A 15,398-nucleotide genomic window follows, 5' to 3' on the forward strand; every position below is an offset into this window, starting at 1 on the left:
ACGCGAGCGACCGATCCCGACGCACACACCCGGGTCGGCACGTTCGGAACAGTGCGTACCGGCCGGCGCACGGAACCCGTCGCATCTCAACCCGCCAACCTGGGGCAGTGGAATGAACAGCAGCATCGCAAGCAAGATCAACGCTTCTAACCGCGATTCCGCCGCTCCGGCGATGCAGCCGCTGGCGGCCACGGGGCTGCCGTGGCTCGCCGGCGCCTGCGCGCTGGCGATGAGCACGGCCTTCGCCGGGCAAACGCTCAAGGCCGGCGACAACGCCGGTGCGCCGGCGATCGCCGTGCGCAACACCGCCACGCAGGCGGCGATCGATGTGCGCGTGCGCGACAGCGTCAGCGGCCGCGCATTGCAGGCCGTACTCAGCATCGCCCCGGTCGGCCGATCGGATGCGCGCCGGATGTTGCCGCTGGCCTCGCAGGGCGGCCGCGTCGCCGGCCTGGCCAAGGGCGATTACCAACTCACCGTCAGCGTCCCCGGTTATCAGTCGCTGACCACGCGGGTGAATTCCGATGGCGCGCTGGGCCTGCCCACCACGTTGTGGCTGTCGCCCGAACGCGAGTCCGATCAGCTCGACCTGCTCGCGCTCAAGGCGGTCGAATGCAGCGATTGCGTCGTCTACAGCGGCCACGTCTACGACCAGCGCAGCGGCAAGCCATTGGCCGGTGTGTCGGTGCGTACCGGCGAGGGTGAACGCGCGGTCACCGACGGCGCGGGTTATTTCGAAGTGCGCAGCAAATTCGCCAAGACCGCGCTCAAAGACGATGCGTTGCCGCCGACCACGACGATCGACATCGAAGGCGCGGGCTATCGCGCGCATCGCTTGTCCGGGGTGTCGTTGCTCAACGACAGCGCCCACTTCGTCGTCGATCTGCAGGCCGGCAGCGGCCGCAGCAACGAAAACCTGACGCACGTGCAGGCGCTGGCCAAAGACCGGCCGCTCAAGGAACGCGAGGCGATCCTGCAGCAGCTCGACGCGGCCAATGCCGATCAGGCGATGCGGCCCGGCCAGACCCTGAGCGCGGCGCAAGTGTCCGCCACCGCGGTGGCAGTGCCGTCGAGCATCCGCGTGGGCACCAGTTGCTCCGGGCGTTCGTGCTCGGGCGTGTTGGTCTACAGTCTGGAGGACTACGTCGGCAAGGGCCTCGATGAAGAGTGGATTCCGTCGTGGCACGCCAATTCGCTGGCCGCCGGCGCCGTCGCCTATCGCACCTACGGCGCGTACTTCGTCGCCCATCCGATCAGCAGCCGCTACGACATCTGCAATACCACTTCATGCCAGGTGTTCAATTCCGATTCGGTGTCGGCTACCGTCGCCGCGGCCAAGACGACCAAGGGCGTGATCCTGAGCCGCGACGGCAGGAGCGCGGCCTTCAGCGAATTCTCCTCCGAGAACAACGCCTGGGACGATCCGAGCGACGGCCTGTCGTGCAGCAACAACGACCTGAGCTGCGGCAACGGCAAGAACGGCTCGCCGCGCAATAACTGGCCGTGCCTGAGCGATTCGGTCGGCAAGGGCAAGGGCTGCTTCGGCCATGGCCGCGGCATGAGCCAATGGGGCACGCAGCGCTGGGCCAACAGCAATGGCCGCGACTGGAAGTGGATCACCGACCACTACTTCAACAACAACAACAGCCCCGGCGGCATGCGCAACGCTTACCGCTCCGGTTCCGGCGGCACGCCCAATCCCGGCAGCATCACCGGCACGGTCAACACCAACGGCACGCCGTTGAACGTGCGCTCCGGCCCGGGCACGAGTTACTCGATGGTCGATACGCTCGCCGACAACACCAGCGTGACCATCCAGTGCCAGACCAGCGGCACCTCGGTCACCGGCACCTACGGCACCAGCAAGATCTGGAACCGGATCGGCAGCGGCCGTTTCATTCCCGACGCCTACACCTACACCGGTTCCGACACCTCGGTGGCGCCGGCCTGCTGAGCATGGCCGAACGCGCTACCGATCTTCCGTGCGGCGAGCGCATGCGGCGGCGAGCCAATCCGTTCGCCGTATGCGCAGCCCTTCGATGACCATCCATCACAAGGAACTTCCGTGAATCGATCCGTGAACACCTTGCTGTGCACCGCGCTGGTCGCCTTGTTGTCGCCGATGGCGATGGCCGGCAAACCGGCCGCGGCCGTCGATGTACTGGCCGACCCGGCGCTGAGCCCGCGATTGCACGCCGAACAAGACGCGCTGCGGGCCGAGCGCGCGCAGTACCCGGCCTATTTCCGCCAGGCCTATGTGCGTTACCCATCGATCCCGGCGGGCACGCTGGAAGCGATGGCCTATGTCGCCAGCCGTTGGCAGCACCTGCGTCCGGCGGTGTCCGATGCCGGCGTTGGCAAGGAAATGCCGCGCGCGTTCGGCGTGATGGGGCTGTACCACGGCGAAGGTTTCGCCGATCAGGTCGGCGAAGCCGCGCGTCTGCTCGGCGTGCCCGAGTCGCGCGTGCTCAACGAGGCCTCGACCAACATCCTCGCCGCCGCGGCCTTGCTCGATCGCGAAATCGCGCGCGACGGCCAAGGCCCCGCGCTCAGCGCCGAAGCGCTGCGTCCGGCGCTGCAGCGTTACGCCGGCTACGCCAAGACCCAGGCCAAGAGCGCGGTGCAGGATTACGCGCGCCTGAGTTTCGCCTTCGACGTGCTGCTGACCCAGGATCGCGGCGTCAGCGAATCCGGGATCGCCGTGCCCGCGCGCGCGATCGCCTGGGAACGCGCGTTCGACGTGCCCGATCTGGTGCGCCTGCGCGCGCCGCTGCTGCGCTTGAACGCCGACAGCGACCGCATCGAGACCGAACACTACTTCGTCGATCCGGTCACCCAGACCCTGCAGAACAAAGACCCGCGCGTCGGCGCCGCCGCGGCCAGCCCGGACTACGGCCCGGCGTTTTGGGTGGCATCGCCTTATCACTCCGATCGCACGTCTTACGACTCGGTGACCATCCACACCGTGCAGGGTTCCTACGCCGGCAGCATCTCGTGGTTCCAGAACAATCCCAAGCACGTCAGCATCCATTACCTGGTGCGCAGCAGCGACGGCCAGATCACCCAGATGGTGCGCGAGAATCGCGCGGCCCATCACGTGCTGTCGCATAACCAGACCACGCTCGGCATCGAGCACGAAGGCTATGTGGACAACGCCGCGTGGTACACCAGCGCGATGTACAACGCCTCGGCCGGCATCACCCGCCACTTCTGCGCCAAGTATCCGGCGATCAAGTGCAGCACCGCGTTCCAGGGCCCGGCGACGCGCACGGTCAGGGTGCTGGCGACCACGGTCAAGGTCAAAGGCCACCAGCACTACAGCGGCAACGATCACACCGACCCGGGCATCAACTGGGATTGGGCGCGTTACTACAAATTGCTCAATCCCGGCGGCACCGGCGCGAGCGGCACGGTCGATACCAGCGGCTCGCCGTTGAACGTGCGCTCCGGCCCGGGCACCAGTTATTCGGTGGTCGATAGCCTCGCCGATGGCGCCAGCGTCACCATCCAGTGCCAGACCAACGGCAGTTCGGTCACCGGCACCTACGGCACCAGCAGCCTGTGGAACCGCATCGGCAGCGGCCGTTTCATTCCCGACGCCTACACCTACACCGGATCGGACGGACGCGTCGCGCCCGATTGCTGATCGCAGCACTTCAAACCAGCCAGACACCGAGTCGAGGTGGACGGGCGCGGCGACGAGCGGTTGGCATCGTCGCGCCCGTTTTTTTCCGGCGCGCGTTTTGCAACGGCCCGAAGTGCAAGCCGAGGCCGTTCAACCGCCAAAAACCGACAGCGCGACACGCCGGAGCCGGCGCGCGGCTGATCTACTATCCGTCAACCCGATGTCCAGCGAGTGCAGTGAGATGGAGCGTTTCTTCAACCGGCCGGCCGATGTCGTCACCCAGGTGTTGAACAGCACGGCCGCCGGCGCGGCGCTGGCGGTGGCCGATCCGGCCTCGGGCATGCGCATCCTCGCGCGCGCCGCGCTCGACCGCGGCCGGGTCGCGTTGCTGTCGGGCGGCGGCGCCGGCCACGAGCCTTCGCACGCCGGCTTCGTCGGCCGCGGCATGCTCAGCGCGGCGGTGTCCGGGGAGATATTCGCCTCGCCCGGCGTGGCCGCGGTGCATGCCGCGATCCGCCACTGCAGCGGCAGCGGCGGCGCCTTGCTGATCGTCAAGAACTACACCGGCGATCGCCTCAATTTCGGACTGGCCGCCGAGCAGGCGCGGCGCGAAGGCGTGGACGTGCGCATGTGCATCGTCGCCGACGACATCGCCCTGGCCGACGCGCCGCGACCGCGCGGCGTCGCCGGCACGGTGCTGGTGCACAAGTACGCCGGCTATCTGGCCGAGCTGGGCCTCACGCTCGACGAGCTGACCGAGCGCACGCAGACCTTCGCCAACTCGCTGATGTCGCTGGGCCTGTCGCTGTCGAGCTGCACCTTGCCCGGCCACGCGCCGCAGCCGCGCGGAGCCGAATTGGGGCTGGGCATCCACAACGAACCCGGCGCGCGCCGGATCGATCCGCGCGACGCGGCCGAAGCGGTGCAACTGGTGCTGACGCCGTTGCTGGAACAGGCGGTGCAGCGTTTCGGCATCGGCACGCGCTGGATCGTGATGCTCAACGATCTGGGCGGATGTTCGACCCAGGAACTGGCGGTACTTGCCGACGAAGTGCTGCGGCGCATCGGCCGCGAACGCATCGCGCTGATGGTGCGTCCGTCGGCGTTGATGACCTCGCTGGACATGCACGGATTTTCGTTGACCTTGTTGCCGGCGTTGCCCGATTACGTCGAAGCCTTGTCGGCGCCGGTCGAGCCGCTGGCCTGGCCCGGCGTATTCGAGCCGCGCGCGCCGGGCATCTTCGCCGTAGTCGCGGATGCGGAGGCCACGGCCGTCGGCGCGCAGGATGCCGCGATCGCCGCCGCCATCGACGGCATCGCGCGGGTCTTGCTCGCGGCCGAACAGACCTTGGATGAACTCGACGCGCGCATCGGCGACGGCGACGCCGGCAGCACCTTCGCCGCCGGCGCGCGCGCGGTCGGCGAGGCGCTCAAGCGGCAATCGTTGAGCACCGGCGAGCCGGCGAAGCTGTGCGACGAACTCGGCCGCCTGTTGGCGCGTGCGATGGGCGGCTCCAGCGGCGTGCTGCTGTCGATCCTGTTCACCGCCACCGGCACCGCGCTGGCCGCCAGCCGCGGCTGGCAGGACGCGCTGGGCGAAGGCATCGCGCGCATGCGCCACTATGGTGGCGCTTCGCCCGGCGACCGGACCATGCTCGATGCCTTGATCCCCGCGGTCGAAGCGCTGGACCAGGGCTTCGCCGCCGCGGCCCGGGCCGCGCGCGAAGGCGCCGACCGCACCGCGACGATGACGCGCGCCGGAGCAGGGCGGGCTTCGTACGTGCCCGAGCACGCGCTCATGGGCGCGATCGATCCGGGCGCCGAAGCGGTGGCGCGGGCGTTTGCGAGTCTGGCGGGGCAGGCGATCGGCGTGAAGTAGGAAAGTAGCTGGTCGGGCGAGTCGATCCTCCTCAAGCCGTCATTCCCGCGAACGCGGGATCGAGCGAAAGCGCATGAAGCCGAAGCGCCTCCGCCTTTCACCGAACGCCCGCGCAACAAAAAAGCCGACGATCGCTCGTCGGCTTTCTGTGGAAGTGGTGGAGCCAGGGAGGATCGAACTCCCGACCTCGTCATTGCGAACGACGCGCTCTCCCAGCTGAGCTATGGCCCCACATTCAGAGGGAACAAGTTTAGCCGGACGAAACCGCTCGCGCTAGTAGCGGGGCGAATTTCCGCGACGCGCCGCCTGATCGGCCCGCCAAGGCCGCCGTGGTTCAGCGTTCGGCGGCCAGCAACGGCGCCAGATCCGGCTCCAGGGCGGCGCGGCGCCAGCCGGACAGGGCGTCGGGCCAGTCGCCATGATCGAGCAGCGCCTCCAGCCAGCGGCGCGAGGCCAGCACGCCGTCGGGCAGGCCGAGCGCGGCGCTGCGGCTGGCGACGGCGTCCTGCAGCTGGCGCAGGCGTTGCTTGTCGCGGGTTTCGGCGACGCCGGCATCGGGCGCCTCATCCTCGTCGGCGAGCGGGGTGCTCAACGCCGCCCACAAGGTCTCGGTGAGCTTGCGCGGGGCCTTGGGGTGGGCGTCGAGCTGGCGCTGCAGCGCGTCGCGATCGGCCGGCGCCTGGCGGGCCAGGGCCACGGCCAGTTCGTTGTCCAGAATCCAGCTGCGCGGCTTGTCGCTGTCGCGCGCGTACACATCGCGCCAGCGCAGCAGCCGCACCAGCCGGCGCTGGGCCGGCAGGTCGAGGAATTGCGCGCTGCGCATCGACAGATGCGGCCAGCGCTCCGGCGCTTCGTTTTCGGCGTTGACGACGGTGCGGCCGGCGTCTTCGGCCAGCCAGTCGCCGCGGCCGAGCTGATCGAGCATGCCGGCCAACGCGTCGTGCATCGCGAACAGATACAGCACGTCGTCGGCGGCGTATTCCAGCTGCGACGGCGACAACGGCCGGCGCATCCAGTCCGAGCGGGTCTCGCCCTTGGCCAGGGCCACGCCGGTGAGTTGTTCGACCAGTTTCTGATAGCCCAGCCCGCTGCCGATGCCGGCCAGCGCCGCGGCCTGCTGGGTGTCGAACAGCGGCTTGGGCACCACGCCGCAGGCGTGCTTGAACGCGACCAGGTCCTCGCTGGGACTGTGCACCACTTTGAGAACCGCCGTGTCGGCCAGGATCGGCGCCAGCGCCTCGTTGACCCCGGGGCGCAGCGGATCGATCAGCAGGATCGTCGGCTCGGCCTCGCCCTCGCGCTCGATGGCGATCTGCACCAGGGCCAGTTGCGGCCAGTAGGTGCGCTCGCGGATGAATTCCGTGTCCAGGCCGATACGCGCGGGCTTGACCTCGAAATGCGCTTGCAGCGCGGCGGCGGTGTTGATCCAGACGGGCATGTTTTTCGGTGGTTTCGCTTGCGGGTGGAATGAAGGCCGGCGGGCGACAATAGCCTAATGCAGCCGGCAAGGGGGCGTGGGGCGGCAATCGGGAATCGGGATTCGGCCTGGATCGGGCGATTGCGATGCCTTTGCAGCCATTGCGAGTGGGATCGCTGCGATGGTGGATATGGCTGGACTGCCGGCAGGCCGCGCCTCAAGCTTTTGCCGATTCCCGATTCCCGATTCCCGATTCCCGATTCCCGATTCCCGATTCCCGATTCCCGATTCCCGGTATTAACCCTCGAAGCGATATGCTGCGCCGGTCGCTCGCGCCATCCGGGAGAGGTCGAAGTTTGCGCGCACTGATGTGGACCAGCATCGTCGCCGTGGGGCTGTTGGCCGGTTGTACCGACCGGACCGGCAAGAGCGCCTCGCAGGACGCCGCCGCGCGCACGCCGATCGTGACCGTCAGCGCCGATCAGGCGGTTTCGCCGGTGCCGCCGTGGCAAGCGCCGGCGATCGCGGTCGGCGAGCACAATGCGCGCGAGTTGCACAAGCGCGCGCAGGCCGCGCTCAAGTCCGGCGATCTGCACGCCAACGCCGATTCGGCGATCCCGCTGTACCTGGCCTTGCGCGGCTTCGCTCCGAACGACCGCGTCGCCGCCGCCGGCCTGGACCGCGCGATCGCGCTGCTGCTGGTCGAAGGCGACACCGCGCTGAAGAAGATCGACGAAGACCCGCTGTCGCTGCGCGCCGCGCACGAGGCCGCGGCGGTGGCGCGCGCGGTCGCGCCGGAGCATCGCAAGGTCGAGGCCTACCTGGAGCGGGTGGATCGCGCCGATCAGGCGCAGGAAGCCGACCGCCTGGGCGAAGTGGACCTCAACGCCGGCCGCATCGGCGAAGACGGCAAGAGCGGGGCGCTGGCGCGGTTCGGCGAGGCGCTGGAGCTGCGCCCGGGCGACGTGCGCGCCAGGCAAGGCATCGCCGCGGCCGAGAGCGCGCTGATCCGCCGCGCCGAGATCGCCGCCGACAAGGACGATTACGCCAGCGCGGAGCGTTGGCTGGGCAAGGCCGCGCTGGTGCGGCCGAAGATGAGCACGGCCTCCGATGCGCAAGGGCGGATCGCCGCGCAACGGCAGGCGCGGATCGGCAGTCTGCGCGATCAGGGCATCGCCGCGCTGCCGAAGTTCCGCGGCATCGACGAGGCGCGCGGCTATCTGGCCACTTTGTTGCGGATCGCGCCGACCGGCGATCCGGCCGCGGCCGAGCTGCGCGAACGCATCGAACTGGCTACCCACTACGGCCTGTTCCGTCCGGGCCAGGTGTTCACCGACGCGATGAACCTCGGCGGCCGCGGCCCGGCGATGGTGGTGATTCCGCACGGTGCGTTCCGCATGGGCGCGGACGTGAGCGAAGCCGACTCCAGCGACGCCGAGCGGCCGCTGCGCAACATCCGTTTCGACCGCGGGCTGGCGATGTCGCGCTACGAAATCACCGTCGGCGAATTCCGTCGTTTCATGAATTCGACCAAGCATCGCGCGCGCGCCACCCGCCGCGGCTATTCCATCGCCTACGACGAGCGCAGCGGCAATCTGGTGCGGCGCGGTGGGGTGGACTGGAATTCGGACTACGCCGGCCAGCCGGCCGCGGACAATCTGCCGGTGGTGCACGTCAGCGCCAAGGACGCGGCGGCGTACGTGGAGTGGCTGTCGGCGATCACCGGTCAGCGTTATCGCCTGCCCAGCGAGGCCGAGTACGAATACGCGCTGCGCGCCGGCAGCCAGGGCCGCTATCCCTGGGGCGACGGCGCCCCGCCGGCCAAGATCGGCAATCTGACCGGCAGCCTGGACGCATCGCCCAGCGGCCGGCGCTGGCGCAACGCCTTCCAGGGCTACGGCGACGGCGCCTGGGGGCCGGCGCCGGTCGGCAGTTACGTGCCCAATGCATTCGGTCTTCACGACATGGGCGGCAATGTCAGCGAGTGGGTGGCCGATTGCTGGCACGACAACTACCGGCGCGCACCGCGCGACGGCGCGGCCTGGTTCAATCCGGGCTGCCGCACGCGGGTGTTTCGTGGCGGTTCGTGGTCGAGCTCGCCGGCGCAGACGCGCGCGGCGTGGCGCCAGGGCACCAGCGCGGACACCACCAACGGACGCCTGGGTTTCCGGGTCGTGCGGGATATTTGAGTTCGGCCGATGGCGGTCCATGATGGGGCGCCTGCGGCCGATCGGCGGCAGGAGTCGAGCGGGTCGATGCGGCGTTCGCGAAGGCGGCGCGGCGCGATCGCAGGGTAGGGCGTTCAGCGCTCGCAGGCAGGTTTCGGGAGTGTGCAGATGAGGATCGATCCCCTCGGCAATCGGGCGCAGGGCGGACGGCGCGGATTCGGCGGTTTTCGCTGGTGGATCCTGTTGCTGTTCGGCTTGTACGCGGCGTGGTCGTGGTTCGGCAGCGCCAAGACCGATCCCTACACCGGCGAGAAGGCGCATTACGGCGCCAGCGCCGACGAGGAAGTGCAGCTCGGCGAACAGGCCTTCGTGCAGGTGCTCAACGACGCCACCGCGCAGCGCGCGCTGTTGCCGTCGGCCTCGCCGCAGAGCCAGGACGTCAGCGAGATCGCCCAGCGCCTGATCAACAAGGTGCCGCAGGTGACCCAGGCGCTGGCGCAGCAGAACAACCAGGCCGCGCCGGAGGACTACAAGAACTTCAAGTGGAGCGTGGCGGTGATCAATTCGCAGGAGGCCAACGCCTTCTGCCTGCCCGGCGGCAAGATGGCGGTGTACACCGGCCTGCTGCCGGTGACCCAGAACGACGATGCGCTGGCGGTGGTGATGGGCCATGAAATCGCCCACGCGCTGTTGCGCCACGGTTCGCAGCGCATGGCTCAGCAGAAGCTGGTGCAGATGGGCCAGATGGCCGCCGGCATGGCGGTGGGCGGCATGGACCCGCAACAGCAGCAGATGATCATGGGCGCGCTCGGCGCCGGCGCGCAGTACGGCCTGGTGCTGCCGTACGGCCGCAATCACGAGACCCAGGCCGACAAGGTCGGACTGATGCTGGCGGCGGCGGCCTGTTACGACCCGCGCCAGGCGATTCCGTTATGGCAGCGCATGTCGCAACTCGGCGGCGGCCAGCGCCCGCCGGAGTTCGCCTCGACCCACCCGGACCCGGCCAACCGCATCCAGACGCTGGAGGCGCTGATGCCTGCGGCGATGAAGTTCTATGAGGCCAATTGCGCGGGGAAGCCGCTGGCCAAATGAGGCGAGGGGCGGTGGTCGCCGCGCGGTGATTCGACGCGTATGAGTTCGACAGGATTCCCGGATGACGTACGGGGAGGGCGTGCGCGTTTGCTCTTGCTCGTCATTCCCGCGAACGCGGGCTCTGCTTTACTTCGGCGGAGCCGAACATCCAGAGACTTCAGAGTCATGTCGCGAAAAGCCCTGGATCCCCGCCTTCGCGGGATGACGTGCCGGTAGGGAGCGCGCGTCTGCTCTTGCTCGTCATTCCCGCGAAGGCGGGCTCTGCTTTACTTCGGCGGAGCCGAACATCCAGAGACTTCAGAGTCATGTCGCGATAGAGCCCTGGATCCCCGCCTTCGCGGGGATGACGTGCTGGTAGGGTGCACGCGTTTGCTTTTGCTCGTCATTCCCGCGTTCGCGGGAATGACGGTTGTGAGAGGGCGAGGGCAACCACAATCCGACTTCGACTTCGAATCCCGACTCCCGATTCCCAGCCCCTCAAAAACTCATAAACAACCCACCATTCACCGGAATATTCGCCCCGGTAATGAATCCCGCGTCCTCGGCCGTCAGAAACTCCACCGTGCGCGCGATCTCGCTGGGCTTGCCCAGGCGCCCGACCGGGACGCTGTCGATGATCTTGCCGCGGATGTCGTCGGCGATCGCCATCACCATCGCGGTTTCGCAATACCCCGGCGACACCGAATTCACCGTCACGCCCTTGCGCGCGACCTCGCGCGCCAGCGCCATCGTGAAGCCGTGCATGCCGGCCTTGGCCGCGGAGTAGTTGGTCTGGCCGAACTGGCCGGTCTGGCCGTTGACCGAACTGATGTTGACGATGCGGCCGAAGCCGCGTTCGGCCATGCCATCGATCGCGTGCCGGCACAGGTTGAACACGCCGTCGAGATTGACGCTGAGCACGTCGTCCCAGGCGCGCTTTTCCATCTTGCGCAGGCTGCCGTCGCGGGTGATGCCGGCGGCGTTGACCAGGATGTCGATCGCGCCGTCCTCGCCCACGATGCGTTCGATCGCCGCGCCGCAATCGTCGTAGTCGGCGACGTTGGCCGCTTCGAAGCGGATGTCGAAGCCGTCGGTGAGCGCGGCGAATTGCGCGATGCGTTCTTCGCGCGCGCTCAGGTCCAGCGCGATCACGCGGCGTCCGGCGCGCGCCAGCGACAAACAGATTTCGGTGCCCAGGCCGCCGATGCCGCCGCTGACCACGGCGATGCGTTTGTTCATGTCGGTTCCCCACAACGAAAGACGCGCCGCATGCCGGCGAGCCTTGAATTCACGAATAGCGGCCGCCGCCAGGCGTGCGGACGCGGAGGATTCACGCGTCCCGGCACCGTCCCCACGGTCCGCGAACGATCATCCGCGCCGATGCGCGGCGCGCAAGAAAAAAGCGCGGCTCAACGCTCGCGCTTGGTGTCGGTCTTCTGCTTCGGCGTGACCGGTTGGCCTACGCTTCCGGAAAGATTCTGCTGGAACTCTTTCCACAAGGTCAGGTTGCGCTCGGTGAGCTGATTCATCATCGCCCACGGCGTCTGCCCGAGCATGCCGCCCATCTGGTTGCGGAAGGTCTGTTGCTGATCGAGGAACACCTGCATCGACCGCTCCAGGTAGTTGCCCATGAAGCCCTGCAGCGAGTCGCCGTAGAAACGGATGATCTGGCTCAACAACTGCGTGGAGAGCACCGGTTCGCCGTCTTGTTCGTGCTCGGCGATGATCTGCAGCAGCACTTGCCGGGTGAGGTCGTCGCCGGAGCGCGCGTCGCGCACTTCGAACTCTTCGCCATCGACGATGAGCTGTCGCACGTCTTCGATGGTGATGTAGCTGGAGATCTCGGTATCGTAAAGACGACGGTTCGGATACTTCTTGATGATGCGGGTCGAGGCCATTGAGCTTTGGCTCTAAAAGCGTGGTGCCTTGCAGCATGGCGCAGGGCGCAGGGGCTTGCAACAGGGGCGTGCGGGAGGCTGCGCAGGGCGGCCTGCGACGGCCGCGCGGGATATTCGCCGCGCCTGCGCCCGATCCGCCGCCGGAGCCGCGGGGGCGGCAAAAACCCCTTCGAATCAGCCCTTGAGCGCGCGATCGCCAAGACCGCCGGCCAAGCCGGGAGCGTGTCGGGTCGGTGAACGGGAGGGTTCGAGATTTTCGTGAAAGCAACGCTTGCGCGCGGCCGGTGCGCGGAGCCGGAGACCTGAACAGGCCTCCGGCCCGAACTCGCGCCGGGCTTACCAGCCCATGTACTGGCCGCCGTTGGCGGACAGGTTGGCGCCGGTGATCCAGCTGGCTTCGTCGGGGATGAAGAAGCTCACCGCATAGGCGATTTCTTCCGGCGTGCCCAGGCGCCCGGTCGGGATCTGCGCGACGATCTTGTTGCGCACGTCCTCGGGCACGGCCATGACCATGTCGGTGCCGATGTAGCCGGGCGAGACCGTGTTCACGGTAATGCCGAACTTCGCGTTTTCCTGCGCCAGCGAAATGGTGAAGCCGTGCATGCCGGCCTTGGCCGCGGCGTAGTTGGCCTGGCCGTACTGGCCCTTCTGGCCGTTGATCGAGCTGATCTGCACGATCCGGCCCCACTTGCGCTCGCGCATGCCCTCGATCACCGGGCGGGTGACGTTGAAGCAGGAGTTGAGGTTGGTGGAGATGACGTCGCTCCACTGCTGCGAGGTCATGCGGTGGAAGGTCGAATCGCGGGTGATGCCGGCGTTGTTGACCAGGATGTCGACCGGGCCGAGTTGGCGTTCGACATCGCGGATCAGCGCTTCGGCGTGTTCCGGCGAGGCCACGTCGCCGTGCGCGATGGCCACGTCGATGCCCTGTTCCTTCAACTGCGCCTGCCAGGCGCGCCCTTTGGCTTCGTCTCGGTAATTGGTCGCGACCTTGTGGCCCATCTTGGCGAGGCGTTGGACGATCGAGGTGCCGATGCCACCGGTACCGCCGGTGACGAGTGCAACACGGGACTGCATGCTGAGCTCTCCTTGACCGCGAAGGGCGGTCTCGTCCCGATTCTAGACAGCATTCGCGCAAGGATCGTTGTGCATCGCGGCGAGACCGGCGACGGTCTGCGGAATCTGTGCCGGGCTGAACGAAACCCGTGCCGCGGCGAGCAATTGCGTGACAGTCGCCACCTCATCCAGGGCGTGCGGATGCTGGCCCAGCGCCTGCCATGCGGCGCGCAGCGCCGGCAGCGGATCGGCGGGATCGAGCGGATGCGCGGCATCGGATTTGGACAGCTTGCGGCCGCTCGCGTCGAGCAGCAGCGGCAGGTGTGCGTAGTCCGGCGTGGCCAGGCCGAGCGCGCGCTGCAGCAGGATCTGGCGCGCGGTGGAATCGAGCAGGTCGGCGCCGCGGACCACTTCGGTGATGCCCTGGTCGGCGTCGTCCACGACCACCGCCAGTTGATACGCCCAGTAGCCGTCGGCGCGGCGCAGGACGAAGTCGCCGACCTCGCGGGCGACATCTTGATGTTGCGGACCCAGGATCGTATCGACGAAATCGACCGCGGCGCCGTCGGCCACGCGCAAACGGATCGCCGGTTGCGGCGCGCCGTGCCCCGGACGCGCCGCGGCGGCCACGCAGCGCCGGTGGATGCCGCCGCTGGCGGCCAGGTCGCTGCGGCTGCAATGGCAGGCGAAGGCGAGGCCGGCGTCGAGCAGGCGATCCAGCGCCGTCTGATAGAGCCCATGGCGATCGCTTTGCCGGACCACCGCTTCGTCGCTGTGCAGGCCGAACGCGGCCAGCGCCTGTAGTTGGCGCTGGGCGGCGCCGGGAACTTCGCGCGGCGGATCGAGGTCTTCGATACGTACCAGCCACGCGCCGCCGTGATGGCGCGCCAGTAGCCAACTGCCGAACGCCGCCAGCAGCGAGCCGGCGTGCAGTTCGCCGGTGGGCGAGGGTGCGAAGCGGCCGCGGTAGCGCGCGTGCGCCGCGGCCAGCCGCTCGGCCGACGAACGGGCCGACGGATCGGTAGGCGGCTGGGCGTCGGCAGGATGTCCGGACAATGAACGAAGGCTCGCGCGGCGGTGGATTTAAGGCCGATTCTCGTTGAATTAACCACCTGTTTGCCACATTAGAACTTTCGCGGCGTTGCGCCGCGATCAAAAAACGACAGGGACCGTCGCCCTGAAGCCGCGCATGGTGCGCGGCACGATACGCCCTACGACCATGTTCAAACGCATAGCGCTTTTCCTCGCCACCAACCTGGCCGTGCTGGTGCTGCTCGGCATCGTGATGTCGGTGCTGCAGAACGTCTTCGGCATCCGCCTGGGCAATAACGGCGCGATCCTGGTGATGGCGGCGGTGTTCGGTTTCGGCGGTTCGCTGATTTCGCTGCTGATGTCCAAGTGGATCGCCAAGCGCACCACCGGCGCCTATGTCATCGAGCAGCCGCGCAACGCCGACGAGCAGTGGCTGGTGTCGACCGTGCGCCGCCAGGCCGAAGCGGCCGGCATCGGCGTGCCCGAGGTCGCGATCTACGACGCGCCGGAAATCAACGCCTTCGCCACCGGCGCCAATCGCAACAACGCGTTGGTCGCGGTGTCGACCGGCTTGCTGCGGGCGATGACCCGCGACGAGGCCGAAGCGGTACTCGCGCACGAAGTCAGCCACGTCGCCAACGGCGACATGGTGACGATGGCGCTGATCCAGGGCGTGCTCAACACCTTCGTGCTGGTGGCCGCGCGCGTGGTCGGCGGCTGGATCGACGCGATGATGAGCGGCGGGCGCGAGTCGCGCGGCCCGGGCCTGTTCTATTTTGTGACGGTGTTCGTGCTGGATATCGTGTTCGGCATCCTGGCGAGCATGATCGCGATGGCGTTCTCGCGTTACCGCGAGTTCCGCGCCGATGCCGGCGGCGCGCGTCTGGCCGGTCGGCAGAAGATGATCGCGGCGTTGCAGCGTTTGTCGCAGACCTATGGCGAGAGCACGCTGCCCAAGCAGGTGCAGGCCTTTGGGATCAGCGGCGCGGTCGGTCATGGTTTGTCGAAGCTGATGCGCAGCCATCCGCCGTTGGAGGAGCGCATCGCGGCGTTGCGCAATGCGCCGCAGGAGCAGGTGGGTGGGGGCGTGGTTGCTCGTTGAGGCAAGAGCAAGAGCGAATCCCCCCAGCCCCCCTTTTTCAAAGGGGGGAACAGCAAAAGCTCAGGGCAACAAAAAGCCCGCCATTCGGCGGGCTTTTTGTTGGGTCGGAAGTTTTAGCCTTTCCCGATTCCCGATTCCCGATTCCCGATT

Annotated in this window: 11 protein-coding genes and 1 tRNA gene; 6 read left to right on the plus strand and 6 right to left on the minus strand. The window is 67.9% G+C overall.

The annotated features are described in order from the left end of the window. Nucleotides 1-112: 112 nt before the first annotated feature. The 3 genes from J7J50_RS14565 (at nt 113) to J7J50_RS14575 (ending at nt 5,504) form a co-directional block, all read left to right on the plus strand. The gene (locus J7J50_RS14565; protein WP_215056249.1) at nt 113-1,954 is read left to right on the plus strand and encodes a SpoIID/LytB domain-containing protein; all 1,842 of its coding nucleotides are present in this window, start codon (nt 113-115) and stop codon (nt 1,952-1,954) included. A 111-nt stretch (nt 1,955-2,065) separates the two neighbouring features. Further along, nucleotides 2,066-3,646: a peptidoglycan recognition family protein gene (locus J7J50_RS14570; RefSeq protein WP_215056248.1), complete on the plus strand. Its 1,581-nt coding sequence runs from the start codon at nt 2,066-2,068 to the stop codon at nt 3,644-3,646. 220 nt (nt 3,647-3,866) lie between these two features. After that, nucleotides 3,867-5,504, plus strand: a complete 1,638-nt coding sequence (locus J7J50_RS14575; RefSeq protein WP_215056247.1) for a dihydroxyacetone kinase subunit DhaK — start codon at nt 3,867-3,869, stop codon at nt 5,502-5,504. 155 nt (nt 5,505-5,659) lie between these two features. On the opposite strand, the gene J7J50_RS14580 is transcribed toward J7J50_RS14575, so the two are convergent. Both J7J50_RS14580 and rnd read right to left on the minus strand, forming a co-directional pair. Further along, nucleotides 5,660-5,735: transfer RNA gene (locus J7J50_RS14580), tRNA-Ala, on the minus strand. Between the two features lie 103 nt (nt 5,736-5,838). Then, on the minus strand, nt 5,839-6,942 hold the full coding sequence (rnd, locus tag J7J50_RS14585; RefSeq protein WP_215056246.1) for a ribonuclease D: 1,104 nt from the start codon (nt 6,940-6,942) through the stop codon (nt 5,839-5,841). Nucleotides 6,943-7,277: 335 nt separating this feature from the next. On the opposite strand from rnd, the gene J7J50_RS14590 reads away from it, so the two are divergent. Both J7J50_RS14590 and J7J50_RS14595 read left to right on the plus strand, forming a co-directional pair. After that, on the plus strand, nt 7,278-9,110 hold the full coding sequence (locus J7J50_RS14590) for a formylglycine-generating enzyme family protein (protein WP_251044652.1): 1,833 nt from the start codon (nt 7,278-7,280) through the stop codon (nt 9,108-9,110). Between the two features lie 147 nt (nt 9,111-9,257). Beyond that, complete coding sequence (locus J7J50_RS14595) at nt 9,258-10,181, plus strand: M48 family metallopeptidase (protein WP_215056245.1); 924 nt, start codon at nt 9,258-9,260, stop codon at nt 10,179-10,181. A 477-nt stretch (nt 10,182-10,658) separates the two neighbouring features. Here J7J50_RS14595 and phbB (J7J50_RS14600) read toward each other — a convergent pair whose 3' ends face one another. The 4 genes from phbB (J7J50_RS14600) to gluQRS all read right to left on the minus strand — a co-directional run bounded on the left by phbB (J7J50_RS14600) (nt 10,659) and on the right by gluQRS (nt 14,104). Then, on the minus strand, nt 10,659-11,399 hold the full coding sequence (phbB, locus tag J7J50_RS14600) for an acetoacetyl-CoA reductase (RefSeq protein WP_215056244.1): 741 nt from the start codon (nt 11,397-11,399) through the stop codon (nt 10,659-10,661). Between the two features lie 170 nt (nt 11,400-11,569). Beyond that, the gene (gene phaR, locus J7J50_RS14605) at nt 11,570-12,058 is read right to left on the minus strand and encodes a polyhydroxyalkanoate synthesis repressor PhaR (RefSeq protein WP_057942443.1); all 489 of its coding nucleotides are present in this window, start codon (nt 12,056-12,058) and stop codon (nt 11,570-11,572) included. A 336-nt stretch (nt 12,059-12,394) separates the two neighbouring features. Beyond that, entirely contained in the window at nt 12,395-13,135 is a 741-nt protein-coding gene (gene phbB, locus J7J50_RS14610) for an acetoacetyl-CoA reductase (RefSeq protein WP_215056243.1), read from the minus strand. Nucleotides 13,136-13,177: 42 nt separating this feature from the next. Further along, nucleotides 13,178-14,104, minus strand: a complete 927-nt coding sequence (gene gluQRS / locus J7J50_RS14615) for a tRNA glutamyl-Q(34) synthetase GluQRS (RefSeq protein ID WP_215056301.1) — start codon at nt 14,102-14,104, stop codon at nt 13,178-13,180. A 229-nt stretch (nt 14,105-14,333) separates the two neighbouring features. Between gluQRS and htpX the strand changes: the two genes are divergently transcribed. Beyond that, nucleotides 14,334-15,248 carry a protease HtpX gene (gene htpX, locus J7J50_RS14620; RefSeq protein WP_215056242.1) on the plus strand — a complete coding sequence of 305 codons (915 nt, stop codon included), beginning with the start codon at nt 14,334-14,336 and terminating at the stop codon, nt 15,246-15,248. Nucleotides 15,249-15,398: the final 150 nt, after the last annotated feature.

The organism is Lysobacter sp. ISL-50, assembly GCF_018612875.1.
In the GTDB taxonomy this organism is placed as follows: Bacteria; Pseudomonadota; Gammaproteobacteria; order Xanthomonadales; family Xanthomonadaceae; genus Lysobacter.

What these genes read in the sequence shown, in the direction of transcription:
- J7J50_RS14575 (WP_215056247.1), top strand. Translation starts at nt 3,867, where the DNA reads ATGGAGCGTTTCTTCAACCGGCCGGCCGATGTCGTCACCCAGGTGTTG.
- htpX (WP_215056242.1), top strand. Translation starts at nt 14,334, where the DNA reads ATGTTCAAACGCATAGCGCTTTTCCTCGCCACCAACCTGGCCGTGCTG.
- phaR (WP_057942443.1), bottom strand. Translation starts at nt 12,058, where the DNA reads ATGGCCTCGACCCGCATCATCAAGAAGTATCCGAACCGTCGTCTTTAC.
- phbB (WP_215056244.1), bottom strand. Translation starts at nt 11,399, where the DNA reads ATGAACAAACGCATCGCCGTGGTCAGCGGCGGCATCGGCGGCCTGGGC.
- phbB (WP_215056243.1), bottom strand. Translation starts at nt 13,135, where the DNA reads ATGCAGTCCCGTGTTGCACTCGTCACCGGCGGTACCGGTGGCATCGGC.
- J7J50_RS14595 (WP_215056245.1), top strand. Translation starts at nt 9,258, where the DNA reads ATGAGGATCGATCCCCTCGGCAATCGGGCGCAGGGCGGACGGCGCGGA.
- J7J50_RS14565 (WP_215056249.1), top strand. Translation starts at nt 113, where the DNA reads ATGAACAGCAGCATCGCAAGCAAGATCAACGCTTCTAACCGCGATTCC.
- rnd (WP_215056246.1), bottom strand. Translation starts at nt 6,942, where the DNA reads ATGCCCGTCTGGATCAACACCGCCGCCGCGCTGCAAGCGCATTTCGAG.